The 23537-nt window shown below is 52.9% G+C and carries 16 protein-coding genes, 1 rRNA gene and 2 pseudogenes; 6 read left to right on the plus strand and 13 right to left on the minus strand.

Annotated features, from left to right (window positions below; all coding sequences use genetic code 11):
* Positions 1-521: 521 nt before the first annotated feature.
* The gene (locus KY494_RS14420) at positions 522-2372 is read right to left on the minus strand and encodes a recombinase family protein (RefSeq protein WP_219891387.1); all 1851 of its coding nucleotides are present in this window, start codon (positions 2370-2372) and stop codon (positions 522-524) included.
* 16 nt (positions 2373-2388) lie between these two features.
* Between KY494_RS14420 and KY494_RS14425 the strand changes: the two are divergent.
* Together KY494_RS14425 and KY494_RS14430 are read left to right on the plus strand one after the other, a co-directional pair.
* Positions 2389-2598, plus strand: a pseudogene (locus KY494_RS14425) (ATP-binding protein); the annotation flags it as partial.
* 127 nt (positions 2599-2725) lie between these two features.
* Positions 2726-4531 (plus strand): hypothetical protein, encoded by a 1806-nt coding sequence (locus KY494_RS14430; protein ID WP_219891388.1) that lies wholly within the window; start codon positions 2726-2728, stop codon positions 4529-4531.
* A gap of 628 nt (positions 4532-5159) precedes the next feature.
* Here the strand turns inward: KY494_RS14430 and KY494_RS14435 are convergent.
* The 11 genes from KY494_RS14435 to KY494_RS14485 form a co-directional block, all read right to left on the minus strand.
* Complete coding sequence (locus KY494_RS14435) at positions 5160-6080, minus strand: hypothetical protein (RefSeq protein ID WP_219891389.1); 921 nt, start codon at positions 6078-6080, stop codon at positions 5160-5162.
* Between the two features lie 603 nt (positions 6081-6683).
* Positions 6684-7829 (minus strand): cupin domain-containing protein, encoded by a 1146-nt coding sequence (locus KY494_RS14440; protein ID WP_219891390.1) that lies wholly within the window; start codon positions 7827-7829, stop codon positions 6684-6686.
* Positions 7830-7911: 82 nt separating this feature from the next.
* Positions 7912-8520: a hypothetical protein gene (locus KY494_RS14445; RefSeq protein ID WP_219891391.1), complete on the minus strand. Its 609-nt coding sequence runs from the start codon at positions 8518-8520 to the stop codon at positions 7912-7914.
* Positions 8520-9335: a hypothetical protein gene (locus KY494_RS14450; protein WP_219891392.1), complete on the minus strand. Its 816-nt coding sequence runs from the start codon at positions 9333-9335 to the stop codon at positions 8520-8522. Before KY494_RS14450 ends, KY494_RS14445 begins: the two co-directional genes overlap by 1 nt.
* A 44-nt stretch (positions 9336-9379) precedes the next feature.
* Positions 9380-10723 (minus strand): HlyD family type I secretion periplasmic adaptor subunit, encoded by a 1344-nt coding sequence (locus KY494_RS14455; RefSeq protein ID WP_219891393.1) that lies wholly within the window; start codon positions 10721-10723, stop codon positions 9380-9382.
* On the minus strand, positions 10716-12875 hold the full coding sequence (locus KY494_RS14460; protein ID WP_219891394.1) for a peptidase domain-containing ABC transporter: 2160 nt from the start codon (positions 12873-12875) through the stop codon (positions 10716-10718). Before KY494_RS14460 ends, KY494_RS14455 begins: the two co-directional genes overlap by 8 nt.
* A 1019-nt stretch (positions 12876-13894) precedes the next feature.
* A complete protein-coding gene (locus KY494_RS14465) occupies positions 13895-14749 on the minus strand; it encodes a hypothetical protein (protein ID WP_219891395.1) in 855 nt (284 codons plus the stop codon).
* Between the two features lie 584 nt (positions 14750-15333).
* Positions 15334-16461 carry a TniQ family protein gene (locus tag KY494_RS14470; protein WP_219891396.1) on the minus strand — a complete coding sequence of 376 codons (1128 nt, stop codon included), beginning with the start codon at positions 16459-16461 and terminating at the stop codon, positions 15334-15336.
* Positions 16419-17309, minus strand: coding sequence for a TniB family NTP-binding protein (locus KY494_RS14475; protein ID WP_219891397.1), 891 nt, complete (start codon positions 17307-17309; stop codon positions 16419-16421). Before KY494_RS14475 ends, KY494_RS14470 begins: the two co-directional genes overlap by 43 nt.
* Positions 17306-19237 carry a Mu transposase C-terminal domain-containing protein gene (locus KY494_RS14480; RefSeq protein WP_219891398.1) on the minus strand — a complete coding sequence of 644 codons (1932 nt, stop codon included), beginning with the start codon at positions 19235-19237 and terminating at the stop codon, positions 17306-17308. Before KY494_RS14480 ends, KY494_RS14475 begins: the two co-directional genes overlap by 4 nt.
* Positions 19227-19925, minus strand: coding sequence for a TnsA endonuclease N-terminal domain-containing protein (locus KY494_RS14485; RefSeq protein WP_219891399.1), 699 nt, complete (start codon positions 19923-19925; stop codon positions 19227-19229). Before KY494_RS14485 ends, KY494_RS14480 begins: the two co-directional genes overlap by 11 nt.
* Positions 19926-20039: 114 nt before the next feature.
* Between KY494_RS14485 and KY494_RS14490 the strand changes: the two are divergent.
* The 3 genes and pseudogenes from KY494_RS14490 to KY494_RS14500 form a co-directional block, all read left to right on the plus strand.
* Positions 20040-20699, plus strand: a pseudogene (locus tag KY494_RS14490) (ATP-binding protein); the annotation flags it as partial.
* A 66-nt stretch (positions 20700-20765) separates the two neighbouring features.
* Positions 20766-21311, plus strand: a complete 546-nt coding sequence (locus KY494_RS14495) for a hypothetical protein (protein ID WP_219891400.1) — start codon at positions 20766-20768, stop codon at positions 21309-21311.
* 180 nt (positions 21312-21491) lie between these two features.
* Positions 21492-21836 (plus strand): DUF1840 domain-containing protein, encoded by a 345-nt coding sequence (locus KY494_RS14500; RefSeq protein ID WP_141171650.1) that lies wholly within the window; start codon positions 21492-21494, stop codon positions 21834-21836.
* Between the two features lie 61 nt (positions 21837-21897).
* On the opposite strand, the gene rrf is transcribed toward KY494_RS14500, so the two are convergent.
* Positions 21898-22010, minus strand: a 5S ribosomal RNA gene (gene rrf / locus KY494_RS14505).
* Positions 22011-22359: 349 nt separating this feature from the next.
* Between rrf and KY494_RS14510 the strand changes: the two genes are divergently transcribed.
* Positions 22360-23367 carry an IS110 family transposase gene (locus KY494_RS14510; RefSeq protein WP_375143357.1) on the plus strand — a complete coding sequence of 336 codons (1008 nt, stop codon included), beginning with the start codon at positions 22360-22362 and terminating at the stop codon, positions 23365-23367.
* The last annotated feature ends 170 nt before the right edge of the window (positions 23368-23537 follow it).

Here is a 23537-nt window from a genome sequence, read left to right on the forward strand (position 1 = left end):
ACATACCGTACCAATTATGGCGCTGCTGCTTTTCTTCTTGAGTACATTATATCGGAAATGAGAAATAAGTCAATACTTTTTTGTCAACTTATTGCATATATTTTTCATAATATGAAATAATTAGGAAAGTATTTGTAACAATATGTAACAAGATTAAACCGTGTATTATTTTTTGGGATTTTGTTGGGTGACGTTGTTATTTAATTAATCAAATATAATCAATCAATTACCCGTCGTTTGGCTGTATTTGTGGGCCTACAATCGACGCTGCGCTGTCACCCTCACTACCCCATTAACTCTTGCTGAAAACGCCTTCTATTGGGCTGTAATGGACGTCAAACGCGATTGCTTGTGTGCGATCTCCTACGTTCCTACCGTTAAGCAACTACAGAGTAATTACGAGTCTTGGACTGAATTCGTTGCTTGGCGACTATCTCCCAACAAACAGCCGTGAATCGAGCGGGCTATCAAACAAGGATACGCAGCCGGGTAGTTGCAGAAAAGACATTATTTTAAAATATCTATAACCCACCATCTTCTATCCGGCGTTCCAACTCATCCACGGAAGCTACAAGCTTATTGATTGCATGCATTTGACTGTTTTTTATTATGTCTCTGATACGTTGAAATTCTTCACTATCAACGGCTATTCCAACATCAATACGTTTGAGCATTTCCCCTATTCTCTCATCAAGTGCGGCACCGTCACAGCGCTCTCTATTAAGTACTAATTCTGTAGTAATTTCTGTAATGAGCATATCAATTGAAGATTGAATTGAGCCGTCGAAGTCTTGCGCTTTCACCTTGTCTAGCAGGTCAGCTGTGAAGGCCAGAGAATCAATCTTGCCGCTTGAATGGTGGACAATACCTAATACCTTCTTATCTCCCTTAGATAGAATGTAATCAGTCGTACTACTATTGCGTTCAATGGCAACATTAATCTTGAGACGCTTTAATAGGGCGTTCGCACGATAGCGTCCCTCATAGCTGGTTAGAATACCGCCTTCATCTAACTTAGCAAAGAAATCGTCTTTATTGGTTATAGCCTCCGAGGCCAAGTCTATCAACAAGGCTTCTTTCTCTTGGCTGAGTGTACTAATAACTTGTTCACATTCATACACCAAGTCATCAAGTGTTGCCGAATACCGAGCCTTTAACGCGGCCTTGTATTCTGCTTGCTTCCCATTCTCTATTGATAACCGGCCCTCAATCGCTGTTATCTGCTTGCTTATGTTGGCGCTGCTGTCCTGTATCAAAGATAGGCTGTCTACCTTTGCTAGTATCTGCTTGAATACGAGTTCTGATCGATCCAACCGTATCGCCTTCGCCTTACATAGCCCCTTGCGGGCGTTTGCACAGTGCAGATAGGTATTCCCCTTTGGTGCCTTACCTTTGTTGACAAGGTGAAGGGCTGAGGCGCACTGTAAGCAACGTGATACCCCTTGCCAAACATTGAACCGTTCTGTTTGCTTTGTAGCGCCAGCAATGCGGCGTGATGCCGTGGCTTGCTGTGCTTGGTAGAACATGTCTTCAGTTATGATAACTGGAAAGTAACCCTGTATCGGTTCACCTACTGGCTTGCGCTCTTTACCGTGTCCAGTGAAAGGCTGATATTCACCAAGTACGGCACGATTTGATAGTATCTTTTTAATTGACGATGTTCCCCAACTCTTATCATTGAATGAAGGTATTAATTCATTATTAAGCGCCTTGAGAATAAGAGTCTTACCGTAACCTTTGATAGTAAGGTCAAAAATCCTACGCACTATATCAACATTTACTTGGTTAATTATGTATGCTGGTCTTGGCATTGATACATACTTAAGCCATAATGGTGCATTGTCACCAATCGGAGTTAGATTTTCCCTTGCCTTTTCTTTTTTATTCTTCCAAGCCTTCCCAACTCTATCAGACTTAATTGCACTTGCTTCATTTGCGCCGGACATTGTAGCCAATGCAATTATTAAAGTTGTCCAATTTTCGTTAAGGTTTTCTTTGCTATAGGCAATCCGATCTCGTAGAGTAACGATACAAATGTCCCTCCGGATAATCTCCTGAAAAATATGAAGTGCATCCATTACAGGTAGCCTGGAGAGGCGGTCTAAGTGTTCCACCAATAGGAAGGAACCTTTTTCGACTATACCTTCGTCCACGGCGATAATGAACTGACCTAACGCGCCCTCTACAAAGTTCTTTCCCTTGAATGCTGACACACCAAGATCACGAATGCTTAGTGTCGTGTCGAGCGTTAGTTTGTGTTCTGCCGCATAGGCTTGGGCGTCTATGGTCTGTCGGCGTAGCGAATCCCCGCTTGATTGGGCGGCACTGCTGAACCTGATGTACGAATATGCTTTGGGCTGTAATGTGTTCATAGGTGTATTCTAACTTAGCATCCTGATGGTGGGGCCGCCGGGAGCGGGCAAGACCATGCTGGCCAGCCGTTTTCCCGGCGTGCTGCCGCCCATGAGCGATGCAGAGGCGCTGGAATCGGCCGCCGTGCATTCGCTGGGCGGCCACTTCAAGGTGGAACACTGGAAACGACGGCCGTATCGCGCCCCGCACCAGACGGCGTCCGGCGTGGCCCTGGTGGGCGGCGGCTGTGACTTTTTCAAATAACTGCGACGTTCTCGAAATAGATGCGATAATTGCCGCACTACAACATTTTAATGTCGTCAACTTTGGATAACCGTATCACGGTCATTCATGGGCACGCGATATGACAAGCATGCCTATTCAGTTCAAGCATAAGTTCAAGAAGATCAGCACGGTAATCAGAATCAAGGGCACTCTTGACTTTGGTAACGATGCGATGGTTGCATGGTGGTATTCCGGTTTTTACAAAAATCCCAAGGACAATTCCCAACCACACGTCCTCGTCCATTTTCGAGAATATATTTCACCGGGAGTAATCGGGGATAAGATTGCGCATAGAAGGATACCCCTGACCTCCCTTGGTCAGGTACGTGTGGGAACCGTGTGGAAAAATGATCGATGTAAAGGGGAATTGGATCTCGAACCGACGAAGTTTTCTCTCAATTTTAACGAGGACGGATGGCGGTTTACCTCCTTGTCCGAAGCAAGGCGAAAACACCTTGCTCCACCATTCCAGCAAAGCTTATATAAGCTAGAGCGCGAGAACGATGCAAATTGGCTTATCGAATTTGACTTACCGAACGGCGGTAAGCTCTTCGTGCCCTGCTTAGAATTCTTCACACGTTGCTACGGTCGTTCGGGAGAATTGAAGCGGATAGTTGCAACCTATCCTTGGGAGGACGTTCCCGACTCCGCGAAAAGCCGGCTGTACGCAACACTGGACGAGCCTGAAGAGGCCGGAAAATGGAAGGTACGGCTGCGTCGGCGGATGTTCAACGGTGATGTCGTCTTTCTCGCACATGCAAAATACGACAACTATACGACAAGGCTTACCAAACGTATCAACGCCGATCTTCAGACGATGATCGATCCAAAACTTACCAAGCCTGCATTCATACAAATTGCACCTTGGTTCCGAGGACCGGCAGAGCTCAGTGTGAAGGGTTTCAGCTTTGATGACGGCAAGTCATTTTTGGCGTTCAATATCGTTGGTATGAGCGACCCGATCGGTGAGCAAATTCACCGCGGTCGCGAGAACAGCAACAATGCAGAAACAGCTGCCCCGGATGGCAGCCCCGAAGCATGGGCGGGAAGACCAGAACGGATACTTAATATTAATGAAATCATCGATCTGACCGGTGATGGCGAGCCTGACGGTGACTCTCCGGCCGTGGAAATACAGGATCCAGTTTTTGTAACACTGGGCATTGAACGTGCGGTGATCGACATGCGTGCAGATCAAGCAAAAACCGTCTCCGGCAAACACGGAAAAGGTAGCGATGCTTCGATGTTCTCGGCCGGAGAAGCGCATGGAAGCGATAAAGGTATCGGACATGCATCAATACATGCCCCACAGACATACGAATCGCATGGAATTTTGCGTGATATGTGGGATGCAATGGGCAGTCTTCACCGCAAGCGACCTGACCTGATTAGATCCTTGTCCTGGTTCACTTTTGAAGACGGATTCATCTCTACATCGGAATATAAATTAATTCCGCTTACCCCTTTTGACATCGATGAAGACGTTACAACTAAAGTAAAACGATTTCCATATTTAGAGCCACCGAAACCAGGCCTGCGAGGTTTTTTGGTCGCAAGACTTATCTTGGCCGACGGGCCTGCCTACATCATAGAACTACAACGCCGTCCAAAATTAGTGAAGGACAAAGACGGAGAAACCAAAGCGGGCGAAGACCAGTTTCAAGGTATGGTGTTTAGGTTGAAACACGAAAACCAGCTGGTTCCTTGGCTTCGCTATTTTAGGGAGCAAATTCGCCACGCTAAGGGCGTTGTTCGGCGACTCACTGGCAGTTGTTCGGGAGAAGCAGAGTCATTCTCGCATCGGAATCCGACAGAGCTGGTCGATGGCTGTTTACCGCGTGAGTCTATCGTATTACACGCTCTCAGTAAAGTCACTGAAAAAACGATAAGATAACTCCATGGTGGCGACTCACCCATCCATATAGCGCCTATGCTGGCACACACAAAAATGCCAGCTATTTCCAGCGGGAGGGTGTTCAGTTATGTACTACCGGATGAACAGGTCGGCGTCATTAGCCTAATCCATCGTTGTTCGCCCCTTTTTCCGCCTACATGCACTAGTCCCGATTTCTCGATCTTGCCTGCCAAGCCGATGCCGTCAACGTCTTTCGTCGTCGCCGCAAACAGCCACTGCTGCCGCTCGATACCGGACGCAACAGTGTTGACAATGCGCCCTATACCTGTAGCGGCTCGCGTTTGAGATCGGCCATGCTCGCATTTGACGTCGATTTCGGCTCGAATTAACTGCGAATGACGGTGGGGCCGCGCTCTCACTATCTGCAAATGAGCTTGCAATCAACGGCGCTTGCTCGCCTTCATCCCCACCTGCTCACGCTAACTGCAAATGATGGCTCATATCGGCAAGTCCGCCGCCAGCATGCGCTCGCGGATCTCGGCGGTGCGCTTCGGTTCGAGCTGGTTGCTGAACATCGCCCGGATCGCAACTGCCTTTGCCTCACACACTGCAGCGCGTGATTCGCGAAGTGAGTGCATCAGGTGATGGTACCTTACTTCCCATAGCGTCAGTCGGGCTCGACAATCTCTGGCATCGGCCAAGGTGGATCGATGCCAGAGGCACTGTTCACTGCCGTCCACGCCCGCCGCTCCATGTCCTTGAGCTGTTCCATGAACTTGTCATCATCTCGAGGCAAGTTTAGCTCTTCGCGTAGCGCACTCACCAGCTTGACAATTGCACGCTGGACGGGCCGAAGCTTGCCAAAGGTCGCTTGAAACGTTTCCATTCGCATCAAGGCGGTATCGCCCATGGCCTGCTGCTGGGCGAGTTCAAGCGCCTTAACGTATTCATGGGCCTTTACCGCTAGGTCGCCCAATTTCGCCTGCTCTTCCGAACTCGCATTCCTCGCCTTAGCGTCGGTGAATTGAGAAACTAGGCGGCGAGCCTCGCCCTCTGCAAATGCAATATCTTCCCGTCGCCGACGTATCGGTTCCATTGCTATGCGAATCGGATAGGACGTGGTCATCTCGTGGAAAAATACCTCTGCGAAGTCGCTTGCGAGATCTCGTGAAAGGTGAGCGGCCTCTGCATCTGCAACTAGCCAAATCTTCGCGTTGGCCTTTAAAAACGATTGGAAGCCGTCCGCATCGTTACCAGCGTTCAAAGGCCGATCTGGCAGGCCACCGATGTATCCAAGAAGCGCATGAGTCTCTTCTACCGCCTTCGCGTAGACCTCTCGGCGAATGGTCGCTTTTCGATCCTCGTCCTTCTGCTTTGCGTCATGTTCCCGCTGCCGATTTGCCTCAAAATTATCATGCTCGTGCTGCATCGCCAATAGCCGCAGGCTGTTTTTGCTTGACGCCCGGGTCGTGAACGCTGCGACACCGGACGCCACGACAGCACTAATCAGCCCTGACCAGATAATCCAGGGGGCACCCAGCCACCCCGTCGATACTGCCTGAACTGCTTGGACTGCTGCTGTGGCCATGTATTCTCTCCAGATGGTGGCAGTGTTGCGGTACCGACGAGGATTGGTCGGCAGGACGACGCGCAAGCTGCTTGTCGCATTCGGCAATGCATACGCAGTGTTCAACGCCGACACCACAAACCAGCAGCGCGGCCGTGCTTTAAGAACGATTTCGATAATCCATTGTACCGTAGGGGGGGGACCCATACGAGGCATACTGTGGACTAACGTTTAATCTTCGCCCCGCTCATCTTCAGGCGAAACGCCACTTTTCACTTATCGTGAGCAGACCGTGATGGAATGCGAGTCGGCGCCGTCGATTGCAAGCTCATTTGCAGATAGCGTGAGCGCGGGCGCGCCGGTATTTGCAGCTAATTTGAGCCGAAAACTGTATCGAATACGAGCACGCCCGTTTTCAAACGTGAGCCGCTACATCTACCTACGCGCATAACGAAAACCTGACAATCCACTATTCGCCGGCGAATGCTCAACGCCTTGAGCGCCATGGGTTGGCGCCTGAGGCGGCACCGGACAAGTCGGGTGCGAAAAAGGCGTAGCCGAAAAGCCATATACTTTAGCGGCTAAATTTGTGCGATTTCAGGTTTTTTCTGCTAGAGCTACCTTTCAAATCAAAGAAATAATATTCTTTTTCAGTAAATCTTCCAATGTGGCATTGATTGCCTCCGGTGTATGCTCCGCTAAACTCACGCGCAGCAGGCCGACTGACAGATTGCGACGTTCCGCCAACACACCTATGGCGTCGATGTCGCACTGACTGCGGCGACTCAGTGATCCATTGAGTCGTAGATAGCGTCGATCCAGGTTCGTGTCCAGGTTGCTACAAAGTCGAATCTGCCTGGTGTCGTGTAACGGCACAATACGCTCGGTCGTGAAGCGCTCCAGATTAAAAGGCGTCACAACCCGCTCGGCCAACAAACGTTCAAGCCGAAATTCTTCGTAGTGCAAGGGATTCGCAATAGCGTTGCGCATGAGCTCAGCGAGCGTGTCCAGATCAGTTTGGTCCATGCCATCGAGGTGCGCCGATCTACGTGCAAGTAATACCTCCGGCAAGTATTTGCTGGCGCACCACGCCGCATATTCCATCATGTTCGGATAATACATACCGACGGTGACATGAAATGATACATGGTCCATCGGCGTGGCTACGTGCCACCAGCCTCGCGGCAAATACATGACATCGCCCGCTTCCAGCACACCGTCAAACACAGCCTCTTCAGGGCAAGTGCGCTTGACGTTCTGACTGGTCTGCGAGCGCAAGGGAAGTGGTAGGGTCGGTTCGAACACTTGCCAGCGCTTTGTTCCGAACAGCTGAATCACGAATACATCGTGGGTATCCCAGTGCTTGCCAAACGTGCCGCTGCCTGTGTATGAGAGATAGGCGTTGGCGGCAACATTGCCTCCCGCAAAGTCAGCAACTTCCATGCAAAGCCCCTTGATATAAGGCGAATAAACCTCGATGCGGTTAAAAATTGCCGTGGCGCCGGCCCCCATCAGCCCATAGAATTGCTCTTTTTTGAGGCGTCGACGCTTCACCCCAAATTCGTCGCAATCCTCAGCATACACATCCTCGTCAAGGGTGCCCTCGTGCAACAATTTAAATTGAGGTAAAGCAGGTTCCACCAAGTACAGCAATCCGTTAATGAAATCCCAAGAGACGTCGCCGACGTCGGCAGCTGAGCGCAGAAGCAAGAACTGTTTTTCGAAATATGTGGATAAAAATTCTTCGCGCCCAACACAAAAATTGATCATGTGAAACCATCTCTCGTTTAAGTATCAGAAGCGCGGTCAGCATCCACCGCGCAAAATTATTTAGCGTAAAAGTCCTGGTGACTCAAGCTGTTTCGTCGCCATCTTCGGTGGCCGGGGGATTGGGTTCAATGGGAAAAACCACGGTAACGATGCCCTCCTTCTCATGTGGTTGCCACCATGCAAGGTAGTCGAACATATGGTCAGTGCCCGGTCCCGGTGGGGCGTCACCAACTTCTGCACGGGTATGCACATGCGGCTCAAAGCAGGCATTGTTAAAGATCTTCACCCCAGGTGAGTTGGCCCAGTTCGTGTAGCTATTGCCATCGTGGTGCTTCAGATACATATATTGTTCCAGCCCAAGATTGCCCCGATCACTCGGCGCCAACGCGTTGTACCGCGCGGAATATTTATTCATGTCGTCGTAAAACGCGCTAATTTGCGCATCAACGCTAGTGATGCTGCCTGTATGATGCAAGCTGTTCCAGGTCGGCTGATCGTACTGGAAGATGCCGACGTGTCCTGTCCCGGCACGCGCACCCAACTGGTCGCCCAGCGACGACTCAATAAATGCGCTCTTGAGTGCGTAGTCGATCATCGCGCCACTAAAACCGCGCACTGCGCCAGCCTGGATGATGCGATTTAACATGTCCTTCTGGCTGGTGCCGAGATTATTTGCATTTGGACAATCCATTATTTTTTCCCTTTACATGTCAGATCATTGAATGCCGGATAGCCAGCCTCCGGTAATTTCTGCGCCCATTCCTTCAGGAAAATACGCGCATCTTGGCGCTGCTGGAACTGTCCCCTCTTGACGAGTTGGATTTCCAAATAGGCCAATTCTTTGCAGACAAAACTGCGATCTTGCGTGGCAAGCAGCATCGCCAGCATCTCTTCAGCCGCAGGTTTTCCTATTTCACTTTGTTTCATCGACGCGTAGCGCTGTGCATATATGGGTGCTGCAGAACTGCTAAAGTCCGGCCGGAAGCCAAAACCGGCATCGTCTTCATGAAGCCGGTACACAATAGGAAAGTAGCGCGGCCCCGTCAATTTTGGGTAGAGATCGCGCCGCATGACCACCCCGAAGATGCGGCCATGCTGATCCACCCTGAGGGGATCGTTACCATCCTGCATATCCAGCGTCGCCACGTCGATGGCCTCCCCTTCCATGCGCAACACCTTGTAGGTGTTGTGTCGGCCACCCAAATTTCCACATACCGCAACCAGGCGCTGATTCAGCAGGGTGACCGCCGGCACGGGGGCACAAGCAGGCTGCAGCGGCGTATCGTCGGCATAGACGGTCCGACGGTCAGAGGCGCGCAAGACACTGATGCGGCCCACATTCTGCCCCTGCAGATCCCCCGGCCCGTCCTCAACACGTGGCTCGAACTGGACCAGCCGCACCGCGCTACCGCTACTCATCTGCACTTCGGCAGCAATGCCTTCGGACAAGTAGCTGGCACCGAACCAGAGGACGGCCATGGCGAGGTATATGGAAGATGGTTTCATATATAAAAGCCTTTCAAAAAACGGTTGGAGAAAAATTTGCCTATCTAACGCTGCTGCACCGCATCCTTCCAGTAGCGCAATAGCGGTTGCATGAACAGCCGGAGGAACGTGCGGCGATCAGTCTTGATATCGACATGCACCGACATACCGGGCTTGAGGACATACTCTGCTTCGGTCTTCAAACGCTGGCCGTTCGTGCTGGCACGAATGCGATACATGGAGCCGGCCGCTTGTGCGGCGGCACGCTCGGCACCGACGTTGGCGGGCTGGCTGTCGGCATCCGGACTGACCCAATTTAGTACCCCGGAAATTTCGCCGTACTGCATATACGGATAGGCATCGACTTTGATCGCGACCGTTTGACCCACTTTCGCGAAACCGATATCGGCGTTGGCGAGATAGGCCTCAACCACAAGGGGCGCGTTTTCCGGTACCACCGAGACCAGGTTCTGCGCCGGCGTCACCACCCCGCCGAGCGTTGTGACGGACAAATTTTGCACGAACCCGTCTATCGGTGCGCGCAACACCTTGATGCGCAAACTGCGGCTGCTTTTTTCCAACTCCGCTTGTAGCGTGCCCAATTCGCGCTGCTTGTCGTACAGTTCAGTCATCAACTGACTTTGCTGTTCGCCTAACAGTTGGCGGCGTTTTTGGGTCAGGTTTTTCAGATCGGTGGCGGTCGAGCGCAGCTTGGCCTGCTGCGTCAACAGCTCGCGCTCCTTCGCCAGCAAGGCATCTTTGGTGGCCATGTAGGTGACCATGGGAATGGCCAGCCCGACATACGGCCGAAATCGTTCTTCTTGCTCGTGAGCATCGGCCAATGATTCATTCAACTTCACGATCAGTCCGCGCACCATGGCCTCGGTATTCTGGGCATTCTCCACGTCGGCATCAAGCTGGCTGATACGCGCGGCGTGGGTGCTCTGCCTGGCCAAGCGTAGTTGTTCCTGTAAAGCGACCAGCGCGGCGTTGCCCAGCACCACCGGATAACGCGGCTCCGTCTTGCCGATCTCGGCACTGATGCGAGCGATTTCCAATACAAGCAAGCCGGTGCGTGCAGTCAGCGATGCCACATCCGCTGAACTGACGGAAGGATCAAGCTCGATCAACACGTCCCCTTGCTTGACGTGTGCGCCTTCTCGAACATGGATCGCTGTGATAATGGCATTCTCCGGCGACTGCAGCATCTTGATTTGGCCTTCGGGAATGATCTTGCCCTGCGCGGTAGACACCACATCAGTCTCGCCCCAACAGCACCAAGCGATTGCTGCGGCGGTCAGGCAGAGTACGGCGCCCTGTAGCCAGTCGTGCGAACGCGGCAGTTCAGCGTCGGCAATGTCAGCGACGTCCACACGCTGTGCAGGCTGCGACTTAGCGGGGTCAGCCATATTGCACCTCCTCGCTGCCATTCGCTTCGGCCCGCACCGGGCCTTGTTCCAGCATGTGGCGATATGCATCACAGCTGGCCATCAACGCCGCGTGGCTGCCACTGGCCACCAACGCGCCTTGATCCAGCACATGGATCGTGTCGCAGTGCTCGACTGAACGAATTCTATGCGTGATGACAATGATTTTTCTTCCTTTAAATATCTGGAATAGATTGCGATAGATCAATTTCTCGCTTGGGAAATCTAACGCGCTGGTGGCTTCGTCCAGGATAAGGACATCCGGCTGGTCCAGAATAGCGCGCGCGATGGCAATGCGCTGACGCTGGCCGCCCGAAACCGCCACACCGTTTTCACCTAGGACGGTACGATAGCCATGCTGCAGATTGTCAATGAACTCGTGCGCCCCGACACACTGCGCAGCGGCCACGATCTCCTCCATGCTGGCCCATGGCGCTCGGATAGCGATATTTTCGGCGACAGACATGGTGAAGAGTTGCGTATCCTGCACGACAAGGCTGACCCGTTTGCGCAACAGCACCGGATCAATACCGCGCAAGTCGCTTGCTCCATATTGAATCGAGCCAATGCTTTGCTGTTGCAGCTTGAGCAGTAACTTGAGCAATGTGCTTTTGCCGGAGCCGCTGCTGCCGACCAAGGCGCTGAACTTCCCTGCGCCGAACGTCAGGGTGAGGTTGCGCAAAGCCTGAGTACGCTGATCACCGTAGCGAAACGATACGTTCTTCAGCACAATGTCACCCTGCGGTAGGGTGTCGCCGACATGGGTCGATACGTCCGATTCTGTGGCTGCGTTCATGATCTCGCCAAGTCGCCCGAGGGCGAACTCCACCTTTTTCACTTCATGCCACAAATGCGTCAACCGCAGCATCGGATGCAGCACGCGCATCGACAACATCTGATACGCAATCAGTTGGCCAGCACTCATCTGCCCTTGTATCACCAATTCCGCGCCAAGCCATAAAATCGCCAGTGTCGACAGGCGCTGGATCGATGCGTTGATGGCCTGCAACGATCCCTGCGTTCCGGAGGTTTCCTTCGTAGCAAGAACCAATCGCGCAAACGCTGCTTCCCAGCGACCCCGGATGATATTTTCCGCACCCAGTGCTTTCACGGTTTCGATGGTCGAAATGCCTTCGATCAATCGGGTTTGTGCTTCCGTCGTCGCGAAAGAAAATTCCTTGGCATTGCGTAACTCCCAAGGCTTGGCGATGATCGCTACCGTAGCCATGAGCAGGCCCGTAACTATGGTAATCAGCGTCAGTCTGCCACTGTAGCTGTACATCAAAGGGAGAAAAATCACAATAAATGAAATATCAACGATACTTGTTGCTGATGGACCAGTAATAAAGCTGCGTACTGTATCCAGTTCGCGAAAAATGCCGATCACCTGGCCGCTGGAACGATGCTGGAAATAACCCAGTGGTAGTCGCATCAAATGTCGTTTAATGTGGGTTCCAAGTGCAATATCGATTTTGCTGGCAATATGCGCCTGTTGACGGGAGCGAAGAATTGTCAGCACCAGTTCAAAGGCGATGACGATGAACATACCCAAACCGAGTACATACAGCATGGAAGGGTTGTTGCGTACCAATACCTTGTCGATAATGATCTGACTGAATAAAGGAGTTGCCGTGGCAAACAGCTGCAGCACCAATGAAGCCAGAGCAATCTTCCAAAGCAGCGCCTTAAATTTGAGCATACGCCTACCCAACCAGCCCATTCCAAACCGCCGATGCTCCTCCTGCGTGCTGCCCGTCTCTACCACTTCAATTATTTTCCCATCGCAAGCGTCACGCAGTTGGGAAGTGGTAGCAATACCCCTCTCGGCTGGGAAAAGCGGATTGACAGTGACATATCCAGCATCATTTTTTTCCATCACCAGTATGAATACTCCATCAACGTTTTGGTACGCGAATGGATAGGTGAATAATGACGCCTTTGCGCGCCCCATTTTTGTGACTCTTGCTTTCAATTGGAACTTTTTTGCCAACTCATGAAATAGTTCGATGGGATTTTTATCCTCATCAATCATGCCCATGGAAATTAATTTCTGGCTATTGACATCTATTTTATGTTTATTGGCAAAAAGACAAAAACTAATGACTGCGCTAAGCTGGCGAGATGAAATTGCCATTAAGTAAAATTCCCAAAGAAAAACGGAGGAAAATATTGAAGCTGGAGGCTTTTGTTACCGTACAGAGGACGTGAATTGTCCATAAAATTAATACGAATCGTTCTTATTTATACTACCATTCACACTGTAGCATATTATTGTTAAATTAAAAATAGTATTTTTGTGAATTGTCTGTCATTTTCAGAAGATGACTGGGCCATTCTTATGAAAATGACACGCTTTCTGGCCGGGCGCTGAAGTGCAACAAACATTCGTTTCTTGGACAGCACGGTAGAGCGCCTCAATTGAGGGACGACCGAGGAAGTCGAAACCCTTGCGTAGCCGAATCCGACCGGGTTGCAGCTCATCATCGAGCACCAGTGCAGGGCCTGCAGAGCGACTCGGCTACCCAAGTCGGCCTGCTGGAGCAGGCCAACCTCCGAGCATTTACCTACATCGACGCAATCCAGATGGCGACCGGGTATTGCGTACAACGGTCCGATCTGATCGGCTACCAACGCATCCTTAGAGTTTGGCGCAAGACCTAGTTGGCAGCGAGAGTCAAGCGGGTCATCGACCACTGGTTGGGATTAGTGGCCGAAATCGAGGCCGATACAAAGGCGGAGCTGAACATCCTGGTCAGTTGCAGATAATGCTGGTTCGCGGCGATGGAATGCACGTCGGCGCGGATAAATGCTGGTTCATTTTCAGCTAATGCTGGTTTGAAGGAAGGGGCTTCAGTTGCAGTTATTCCTGGCCGAGAATCGGCTAAAATGCTGGTCGGGCCCGTTTCAAATGCAGGTCACTACATACATGAGGGTCGGCCGGGATTCGTGTAAAAATTCCCAAAAGCCGACCTAACAACATGATTTATTGGAGGATTCTGGTTCTATAGTTCATCGGAGGAACGATTCTTTCCAGGTCGTACATGGGGCGTACTTTCTTCCAGCTCAACTGGTGAAGCCTACAGATCAGGCACGCCGTCGCCGGCTTTCGAACAGGATCCATCCTGAAGAAACGCACCGTCACCTGAGAGCAAACTATTGCGTCTTCGCAGATGTGGCACTGGGATTAAAATTCCAACGAGGTACCCAGTATTTTTTCTCATCAACAGTAACGTAAAAATTGCCGTCAGTTTGCACAGAAATCTTGCTGTCTTCGAGCCGCTTGCCGAGCCTGCGCGGTAACCCATAAAAATAGGCTAGCGCAACCGATAGCCATTGGCCCTGAAAAAGAGGGGAGGTGTTGGCTGCGCTGATCAAAGCGACCAGATCCGCTTCAAGTTTTCTTTTCTGGTTGGCATGAGCTTGGCTTTTCTTGTGCTCAATGTTCACGCCAGCGCCATAATTGCTATTGATAAATCCAACGAATCCAGTAATTCCAGCCTGTTGGCCAGGTACCCTCGCCAGATACCGATTCAATGACAATTGCCCTGGGACGGAAACGCCGTCCGCCTCGCATTCACCCAACAGCGCGGCCGCCGGCTGTAGAGACAAGCGGGCGCTTCTGACCGTAATCTTACCATCAGCCATCCGGCCAAGCAGCTCATCTCTATATGCTAATAGGATTTTCGCTGGCATTGTCTCCGGTCGCAATTGTGAGGTAATGGCCTTGATGCGGCGATGCTCGGATGCCTGCTCACGCAGGTTGGCGTCCACGACCACTCGCGACGTTTCAGCCAACCAGCACATCGGCAAGCGAACCCGCCGCAGGCCTTCGGCGTTGAAATGATCCAAAAGTTTCTTGTAGCTCGGTATTGCACCCCACTTTTTGTCAATTTCGTAGAAGAATAGAAAATACCGATGGATTGACTGCGCAGCTATTTGCTTCGGCACTTCGTTGATGAGCCAGAGGCAGAACTCCTTAAAAAGAGCCGTTATTTGCGGTGTCGACAAACCAGCTTCGTCAAGATTGGCCCGGCTAAAGAACGTGTCTGTCCAATAGCAAGCCGCACAGCGTTTGCCGCGTCCGGCAGGCATCTTGCAACCGCATAATGGACAGGAAATAGGACCACTATCGCTACAAGCCTTGCACATTGGAATTCTGTTGATATAACTTGCAACGATACGATGGCGCCTGCAACTTCGGCACGTGGCGTACACACTGCTTGCTGCTGATAAAATATCACTTGGTACGTTGGCTAGCGTGGTGTCGATCGGTGGTTTAATGACAACGGTACGCCGGGGTCGAAAATACACGGAACAACTCCTGCAGACGGGCCCGTAGAGTGTGACTTTTCCAATGACGTAGTCGATTTTTCCGCACCTGGCGCAGGGCACGTCATTTTCGCATGTCGTGCAGACAGCACTCAGGTCGGCCTTGGGCAAGCGTGCGAACTGCTCGCACGCAGGGCATTGTCGGCGTTCGAACACCTTGGGATAACACGACGAGCAGATACGCACTCCGTGATATACCCGGTGCGCTTTAAGCATGTTGTGCCCACATTGATCGCAGCACTGCGCCACAGGCAAAGAGGCCTTCATGAAATCCTCCGCATTTTACGTTGGAGACGCGCCCATATGCGTGTAACCGTCTGGCGTGGCAAAGGGGCAATCTCTGCGGTTTTGCTGTTTGATTTTCGACTGCGGGATTGTTTTGGCAGAGCGTCAACGATATCGCGAATGTGCACAGGTAGATTTGACAGACATTGCCTCAATGTGGCCGAACTCAGTGACAAGGCTTGCGCCGTTTCCAGCAAGCGCTTCGGGCCAGCTGCCAGTAGTTTTCCAGTGCCCGCCAAAAACACCGCGCGCTCCCCAACCGGCAGCAATTCAAAACCCAACCCGGTGAGCGAAGGACGCATTCCAGGTATATCAGCGCCCAGCATCACCAAGCAGCTGGCTAAGTTACTCGACGAGTTACGTATAGCGACACGCAGCAACATAAGGAAATATCTGCTGAGCAGAAACCATTCGGTAGTGGCTAATGTGAATTCACCGTATTTTCCATATCCACAGCTAACGACATCGTCAGCGGTAATTTGGAACGCCATTGCTCCGGCGTCAGCGGCCATCGCGTGGCATGCGCGCAGGTCATAACCACATGATGAGCAGACGTTCAAAAGGCCCGTCGGCGGCGACAGGCGGTGTGGCTCGACGGGGGCCGCACAGTGACAACAACGATCAAGCAACGCCGCGCTGTGGACGTGGCAACAGTTATGCCATGCAAGGCGCCATTGAAGACGATAGAAAGGAGATTTATCGGTGCCAAAACACTGCGGGCAGTATTGGAGGCCTCCATGACGCTGACGGTTACGCGAGCCCAAGGCCAAAATCCACGGAACGACCGCTACGTCGCCGGGTACCGCCGTTCCGATCGCCATTGCAATTGTTCGCAGTGATGCCGCGTCCAGCGCGGACATATCAATGCCAGACATGCGCTCCAAGATGCGTAATCGCTCAGTAGCGACGCCTCTATCAAGATCAAGCGTCCACACTCGCCACTTCGGCCAGAGTTCTCCAGTGAGCGCGAGTGGATCACAGCCTTGCGACAAGGCCACCCGAACAAGCCAAGTCGAGAGGAGTTCGTCTGCCTCCAGTGGTACCGGCACCGGCCAGCGAGACGCTATCCGACCAGTTCCCGGATGCCACGTGTGGGACGCAACCATGCTTTACTCTCCACGATAGTCTTATCAATCTGTTCCTTGCCGGACTTGATCGCTTCGACAGCGCACTCAATCAATAGGCGATGCAGATTACCTGTGTTACCTTCGGAGATCGTGTAGAGCCGCTGAGCAAGCTCCGGCGCATGCAGATTCGATCCTAACTTGAGTGGCAATACCTTTTCGAATCCAGCCAGCAGACGTTGAAAGTCGACATTGAGTTCCCAGGCTGGCAGCGTCATGACGTCGAAACGACTGGCATGCTGTGGGTCTGTATGCAAAACACGCACTGCCTCCCGTGTACCGACACCGACGATCGGGATCGCCAGCTCATTACACAGCAGTTTGATGGCATTCATGACCTCACGCTGCTTTACCGGCGAACCCGTGAGCAGGGAGTGGAATTCATCAATGATAAGCATGCGGACGTGGCAAGCCCTGAACAGATGGATAGTTTGATATCTGAGTTTTGATGTCGGGTCGGTTGCCCGATAGGGCGCAAAAAATTCTTCCAGGATCGAGATGTACAAGCCTTTCTCATCCGCACTTGGCGGCGCCTCCGCGACAATGACCGGTTTGACTGGTTCAGATTCGTCATTGACATAAGGTTGCCCACACAGATGACGAAAACGCGCGACGATAGTCGTCTTGCCGTTGTTGGAGTCACCGACGATAAGCAGATTGGGCATCCGTGGACGCATGGGTTTGAGAATCAAGCCCTGGAGCGTATCAAGGATGTTTTGCGCGACCTTGTACCCAATCCAGCGGGGGTGATCCAGAAACTCAATTCGCTCTGCGGCACTCAACGCCATAATATGTCGGAAGTCTTCGTGAATGTGTTCGTAAGTACTCATGCAATATCCCCAAAGTCGTTAATTTCACCGTCAAGCAGGCCATCTTGTAACGCCATCGCGGATTGAACTTGGACTGGCAACTTCGGCGCTGGCAAGGGCTGTGCAGGCGACACATTCTTGGCGTGCTCTTTCCGGCGTTGCGCCTGCCGGCGAGCTGCTTTAGTCTTCTCCGCCGCTTCATCGACTCGGCTGCGTAGCTCGGTGATCGCATGGAGGATCTGATGCTCGTTCACGCTGGCCACGCCATCACGTTTCAATTTATCCTTGGCCTGCTGATACTCCCAAATGCTCATCGCTGGCAAAGTCAGGTCCGCCAGCGGTATCTTGAAATAATGCTCAAGCTTGGGATCAAAAAACCAGATCGTGCTGATGTCACGCGGGTCGCGTCGAAAAATCAGATCTTTCTTTTTCTTCGTGTTCTCATCCTGGGCGTTAATCCACGGCCGCAATGCTTCGGCGTAGTAGCTCAGTCCATCGATAGTGACACCAAAGGTTTGCACAGTGCGGCGGAAAAATGGCAAAAAATCGAGCAGGATTGTGAGCCTGTCGGCGGGCCGGGGTGGCACACCAATACCCTGAACCTCAGCGTTACCAAATATTCCGATTTCCCATTTGCGCATTGGCGACAGGCCGATCGCGGAGTGCAGGCGTCGATGATAGAGCTTGGTTATAAGGGTAACTAGCCACTCCTCGAATTCCGACTTCGTGAGCGTTGCGTGCTTCTCGGAGTCATAACCGTCCCGTTCCTTCACTGAAGAAAAGGTGGTACCAGGCAGATCGTGGATCTCGCGCAGTAGCGTGCCAAGCATACGTTCGATATGGCCGCCGTATCGCGGTTGTTTGACTGGCCGAAACTCCAAACTGATGCCGTACATCAGGCACGACTGTTGAAAGTTATTGGAGCGAAAATCTGCGCCGTTATCAACGTAAATTGTCCTTGGAACACCCCAAACAGGCCATTCTGCATCCACCTTGTGAAGCAACATCCAATCGTCTTTAGGCAACATGGAATGCGCAACGCACATGGCGACCGAGGTCTCCGATGGTGGATCGAATGACAGGTAATATCCTGTCACCACACGCGTGTGCACGTCCATTGCCAGCGTGATCCAAGGACGGCCAATCGGCTTTCGGTACACATCATCAACCAGGATGATATCGGCTGGCGTGTGATCAATTTGCATGACGGCGAGCGGGAAAGTGGCGTTGGGAAAGCTGCCTGCGGCGGGAAGAAATTTGTTCTTGGCTTTTTCCTTGTGGCCACGGCCGCGCAGTTGTTCCTTCTCAGCAATACGAGAAATCCTCGCGCGAATTGCTGTGGGACTAGGCGGAGTAATCCCCTTGGCTTGGCAAGCACGTAAGACCTCGGTGATCGCCTTTTGAGCGGTGGGTCGTTGTAGCGTTAAGTAGAAGTCACGAATCACCTGCTCAATCAATGCCTCAGCATCTTGATCAATTCGACCATTTCCCTGTTTCCAGCCACGCTTTTGCGGAATGAGCGCCGTTACAACCCCGTACGCTTTATAACGCTGAAGCCAGCGATACAACGTCGCAGGGTTGATCTTCAGTTCGCTCGCCCGCGCCTCGACATTCTCGCGACCAAGGCGACCTGCGTCGACGAGTGGTTTGATTGCTGCAAGGCGCTCCTGAGCGATACGCCAATCTTCATCGGCGATATCTCCCAAATCCTGACTGGCATTCTGAGTGACAGTTGGCGAACGCTCAATCGAGCGCAGATCACCAATTCGCAAAGATGCGCTTTGGCCCGTATCGACATTCACGCCGATGAGTGACTCAAAATCGAGCACTTGAACAATACGGAAGATAGTCTCACCGCGCTGGACGAGTCCGCCTACGTTCACATTAACGCGCTCGCGGATGGGCTCGAAAGCATCATTGGATATTACATATTCGGTCTCAGTAGACATTTGTAGGAATCCATACTTCAGAAAATTCGTTGATGCTTTTGCTGACGTCACAGTCCAAACGTCGAGTTGCGATCAAATGCCAGATGTGTGCCACACCTTGGCTACGGTATAGCCCCATGAAATGGCGGGCAAGAAGGTAGTGAATGGGTGCGGCCCCCATCTGTTGAACGCTGTCAATCACACATTGGCTCTCTTCCGGAGAGAAGCTCATACGCTTGTATCGCTCGAAAAAGCGGATATTTTCAAAAACTTTGTCGCGCACGCGCGACTCATCATGTATGCGGAACTGCCAGCCTTGCTCATGCGCGTAATGTCGCGCAGTCTTCCATTTCGGCAACCAGCTACGCCAATGTTGCCGCCATTCCACTTGAGGCTTGATCTCAACGAGCAAAGGTTTGGGATAGTCGCTGTAACTACGGTTACCCAGTTTGTAATACACCAGGAAGTCAGGAGTGTAGGTATAGGTCTGCCCATTTACTCCCAAAAAGGGTATCTGCGCAGGTTGAGCTATGACGTCGAGCACATCCAAGAAGAACTCGGACCGCATCAAAAAATCACGCTCCAACGTAGACTCGAACGGGACTGCCACGTCGCCACGGAAGGGATACACCCCGGATACGCTCCGACGGGTCGGCTTAATTTTGCGAGTTTGATACGGCACAAGCTCGTCGCAGCTATTTTGGTTCATTTTGGGTTCGGTCGCAGCTATTCTAGAAAAAAACGTCGTAATAATTTGAAAAAAATCCGGCTAAGTCATTGATTTTCGAGCTAAGTTGTCGCACTTATTAAAGAGTATCACAGCGGCAACGTGCCGCGCCCGGGAGAAATCTCGCTGGCACACTGCGGTGTGTTGTTTCTCGATGAAATCGCCGAATTTCAGCGCCGGGTCCTCGATGTCTTGCGCCAACCCATGGAATCGGGCGTCATCAGCATTTCGCGCGCGGCCCGCCAGGCCGAGTTTCCTGCCCGCTTTCAGTTGATCGCCGCCATGAATCCCTGCCCGTGCGGCTACCTGGGACATGCTTCCGGCCGTTGCCGCAGCACGCCGGATGCCGTGCTCCGTTATCACAATCGCCTGTCCGGCCCGCTGCTCGACCGTATCGACCTGCAAATCGAAGTTGCCGCCATGCCACCGGCGGCGCTGGGGCGGCACGCAGGCGCCGGCGAAAGCACGCAGTGCATCGCCACGCGGGTAGCGGCAGCCTTTGCCCTGCAGCTGGCACGCCAGGGGAAAGCGAACCAGCGCCTGAGCAGCACGGAAATCGAACAGCATTGTCGCCTGGAGCCACATGGCGAACAATTGTTGCATGGTGCCATGGCGCGCCTGCACTGGTCGGCACGCACCTACCACCGGGTACTGCGCGTGGCGCGCAGCATCGCGGACCTGGCGGCCAGTCCCGCCATCACGCAGCCGCATATTGCCGAAGCGATCCAGTACCGGCGCGTGCTGCGTGAAGTATAAAACGACCAGTGAAAGAGCCACACGTGCGCGATTGCGCGTGATTGGCGGCGCTGCTACCATCTGCTGATGAAAAAACCATCACTCGCCCTCTTTCTGTCTACGCTCGCGGCCGTCAGCGTCTTGTCCGCCTGCAGTCCGAAATTCGACTGGCGCGACTATCGCAGCCCCGACGCCCAGTTCACGGCCCTGTTTCCGGGCAAGCCGACCGTGCTGACGCGCGAGATCGATCTCGATGGCAAGAAAGTCAGCCTGACCATGACGGCGAGCGAAGTCGATGGCAATACCTTCGCCATCGGCAGCGCCGTGCTCGACAGCGCAGAACAGGCGCAAGCGGCCCTGCCCGCCATGCAGACTGCCTTGTTGAAAAATATCAACGGCACTGTGCGCAGCGAAAAATCGGCATCGGCAGCCAGCAGCACTGCTGCCGGAATACATCAGCGCAGTTCGCTCAGCATCGAGGCCAGCGGCACGCAGCAAGGCAAGCCTGTCCTGCTGGTCGGCCGTTTTGTGGCACAGGACAAGCACATCTTCCAGATCATCATTCTCGGTGAGGAGCGCAAGCTGTCGCGTGACACCATCGACACCTTCATGGACTCGGTGAAACTGGATTGAGACTTAGCGATCGCTTAAACAGGCAGCTGCCTGGAACAGCCGCCCTTGTAAATACGTGTGTTGTCCAACACATGGCCCTATCCGGCTCGCAAATGTACCATCCGCGCAATCGAACGGCCTGTGCGATATTTCAAGTCGTGATATTGTTTCGACACTAACAACAAGTCTCAGAAAGCCCCTATGTTGATCTCATTCAAATCCAAATCCTCCCCTGAAGTGCTGATGTACCAGGAACATGCCCAGCGTATCCTCGACATCCTGCACAAAAATCCCACCCGCGGCGTCATTACGCCAACGGAAGCAGGCGATGCCCTGGCCCTGCTGGAAAAAGAAGTTGCGGAAAGCAAACTGCATCCGGAAAATGACATCGAACATGATACCCATACGCCGGAAACGCTGGAAGATGGCGAATCGGGCGCCCATGCGCGCGCGCAAAAAGTACATTTTTCACAGCGTGCCTATCCCTTGATGGAGATGCTGCGCTCGGCCAAGGCGGAAGGTGAAAGCATCACCTGGGGCATCTAATCCGATGAATGCTGCAGACGAAAAAAAACCCCGCACCTAGCGGGGTTTTTTTATATAACAAGCCTGACGATAACCTACTTTCACACTGGTTGCAGCACTATCATCGGCGCAAAGTTGTTTCACGGTCCTGTTCGGGATGGGAAGGGGTGGTACCAACTTGCTATGGTCATCAGGCATAACTTTTTCAACAGTCTGCTCCCAACGGGGCAGCAAACCATCTGATCTGAGGATGGCGAATTATACCGTAGGTCAGCTTGGCGCGCAAGCGCATAAGCCAAGCCGCCGCCCGAACGAACGCCAGCAATGTTGTCGGATTACGCTGCGCTAATCCGACCTTGTATTATTCCCCTCATGCCGTTCGTGGTATTGCGAACGGCATCGACCGCTGTCAAAATCTTGGTAGGCATATCAAGACCGGGTAACTGGATGCCGTATCCGCCCTTAGGCCCCGAGCCAGCTCCGTAGATCTCGCACCAGTTACCCATCCTCCATGTCAAGATCGGACAGTATCTTTGGCACCGGCATGCCGGTTAGCCCGCATTTGCAAGGTAGATCGCAAGAGGAACACAGCATGTTTAATTTAGGAATCGACGTTGCCAAGGCCAAGCTCGACTGCGCGCTGCGCCTACCCAACGGCAAGCATCGTAACAAGGTTGTCGAGAACAACCACACAGGATTCACTGCACTCAACGCATGGCTGCTGAAGCACGCTGCCGGCAACCCCAGGGTGTGCATGGAAGCGACTGGCACCTATTGGGAAGGGGTGGCCGAATATCTCGCTGGACTTGGCATGGTGGTCAGTGTCATCAATCCGGCCCAGATCAAGGCCTTCGGCGCTTCGCGCCTGGTGCGCACCAAGACCGACAAGGTCGACGCACAACTGATCGCCGACTTCGCCCACGAACGCCAGCCAGAGCCCTGGCTGGCGCCATCGCCCGCCGAGCAATCGCTGCGCGCGTTGGTGCTGCGCCTGGATGCCCTGCAGGCGATGCGCCTGCAGGAAAGCAACCGGCTTGAAGTCGCGCGCGCGGCGGTACGCCAGGGTATCGCGGATCATATTGCCTGGCTCGACGCCGAGATCAAGGCGCTGATCCTGGCGATCCGCCGCCATATCGATGACGACCCGGATTTACGCGACAAGCGCGAACTGCTCGATAGCATCCCTGGCCTGGGCGAGCGGACGATTCCGGTACTGCTGTCCTACTACGCCAATCCGGACCGCTTCGACAGCGCCAAGCAGGCGGTAGCGTTTGCGGGACTCGACCCGCGCCAGCACGAGTCGGGTTCCAGCGTGCGTGGCAAGCCACGCATGTCGAAGGTTGGCCACAGCTTCCTGCGCAAGGCACTGTACATGCCGGCCATGGTGGCAGTCCATAAGACGCCTTGGGGCAAGCGCTTCGGTCAGCGCCTGCGTGACGCCGGCAAGGCGCCCAAGCTGATCATCGGCGCCATGATGCGCAAGCTGGTGCATGTGGCATTTGGTGTGCTCAGGTCGGGAAAAATATTTGATCCGGCCTTGCATGCCGCTTGACGGGGATAACAGTATCTACCCGACTGCTTGGCGGTGTCGAGGGTCTGACCGTAGGTCGGCGTAGGTCGGCTTAGCGCAACGCGCGTAAGCCGACAGCTACCACCAGCGCCCAACAAAAACCACCAGACGAAAAAAAACCCGACCATTGCTGATCGGGTTTTTCTCTACTG

Origin of the sequence: Janthinobacterium sp. PAMC25594 (assembly GCF_019443505.1) — a bacterium.
Taxonomy (GTDB): Bacteria; Pseudomonadota; Gammaproteobacteria; order Burkholderiales; family Burkholderiaceae_D; genus Janthinobacterium.

Bases quoted from the DNA above. Each gene is read 5' to 3' on its own strand.
- KY494_RS14485 (WP_219891399.1), bottom strand. From the start codon at position 19,925: ATGAACCAAAATAGCTGCGACGAGCTTGTGCCGTATCAAACTCGCAAA.
- KY494_RS14440 (WP_219891390.1), bottom strand. From the start codon at position 7,829: ATGATCAATTTTTGTGTTGGGCGCGAAGAATTTTTATCCACATATTTC.
- KY494_RS14480 (WP_219891398.1), bottom strand. From the start codon at position 19,237: ATGTCTACTGAGACCGAATATGTAATATCCAATGATGCTTTCGAGCCC.
- KY494_RS14455 (WP_219891393.1), bottom strand. From the start codon at position 10,723: ATGGCTGACCCCGCTAAGTCGCAGCCTGCACAGCGTGTGGACGTCGCT.
- KY494_RS14435 (WP_219891389.1), bottom strand. From the start codon at position 6,080: ATGGCCACAGCAGCAGTCCAAGCAGTTCAGGCAGTATCGACGGGGTGG.
- KY494_RS14450 (WP_219891392.1), bottom strand. From the start codon at position 9,335: ATGAAACCATCTTCCATATACCTCGCCATGGCCGTCCTCTGGTTCGGT.
- KY494_RS14500 (WP_141171650.1), top strand. From the start codon at position 21,492: ATGTTGATCTCATTCAAATCCAAATCCTCCCCTGAAGTGCTGATGTAC.
- KY494_RS14430 (WP_219891388.1), top strand. From the start codon at position 2,726: ATGCCTATTCAGTTCAAGCATAAGTTCAAGAAGATCAGCACGGTAATC.
- KY494_RS14475 (WP_219891397.1), bottom strand. From the start codon at position 17,309: ATGAGTACTTACGAACACATTCACGAAGACTTCCGACATATTATGGCG.
- KY494_RS14495 (WP_219891400.1), top strand. From the start codon at position 20,766: ATGAAAAAACCATCACTCGCCCTCTTTCTGTCTACGCTCGCGGCCGTC.
- KY494_RS14470 (WP_219891396.1), bottom strand. From the start codon at position 16,461: ATGGTTGCGTCCCACACGTGGCATCCGGGAACTGGTCGGATAGCGTCT.
- KY494_RS14510 (WP_375143357.1), top strand. From the start codon at position 22,360: ATGCCGGTTAGCCCGCATTTGCAAGGTAGATCGCAAGAGGAACACAGC.
- KY494_RS14420 (WP_219891387.1), bottom strand. From the start codon at position 2,372: ATGAACACATTACAGCCCAAAGCATATTCGTACATCAGGTTCAGCAGT.
- KY494_RS14445 (WP_219891391.1), bottom strand. From the start codon at position 8,520: ATGGATTGTCCAAATGCAAATAATCTCGGCACCAGCCAGAAGGACATG.
- KY494_RS14460 (WP_219891394.1), bottom strand. From the start codon at position 12,875: ATGGCAATTTCATCTCGCCAGCTTAGCGCAGTCATTAGTTTTTGTCTT.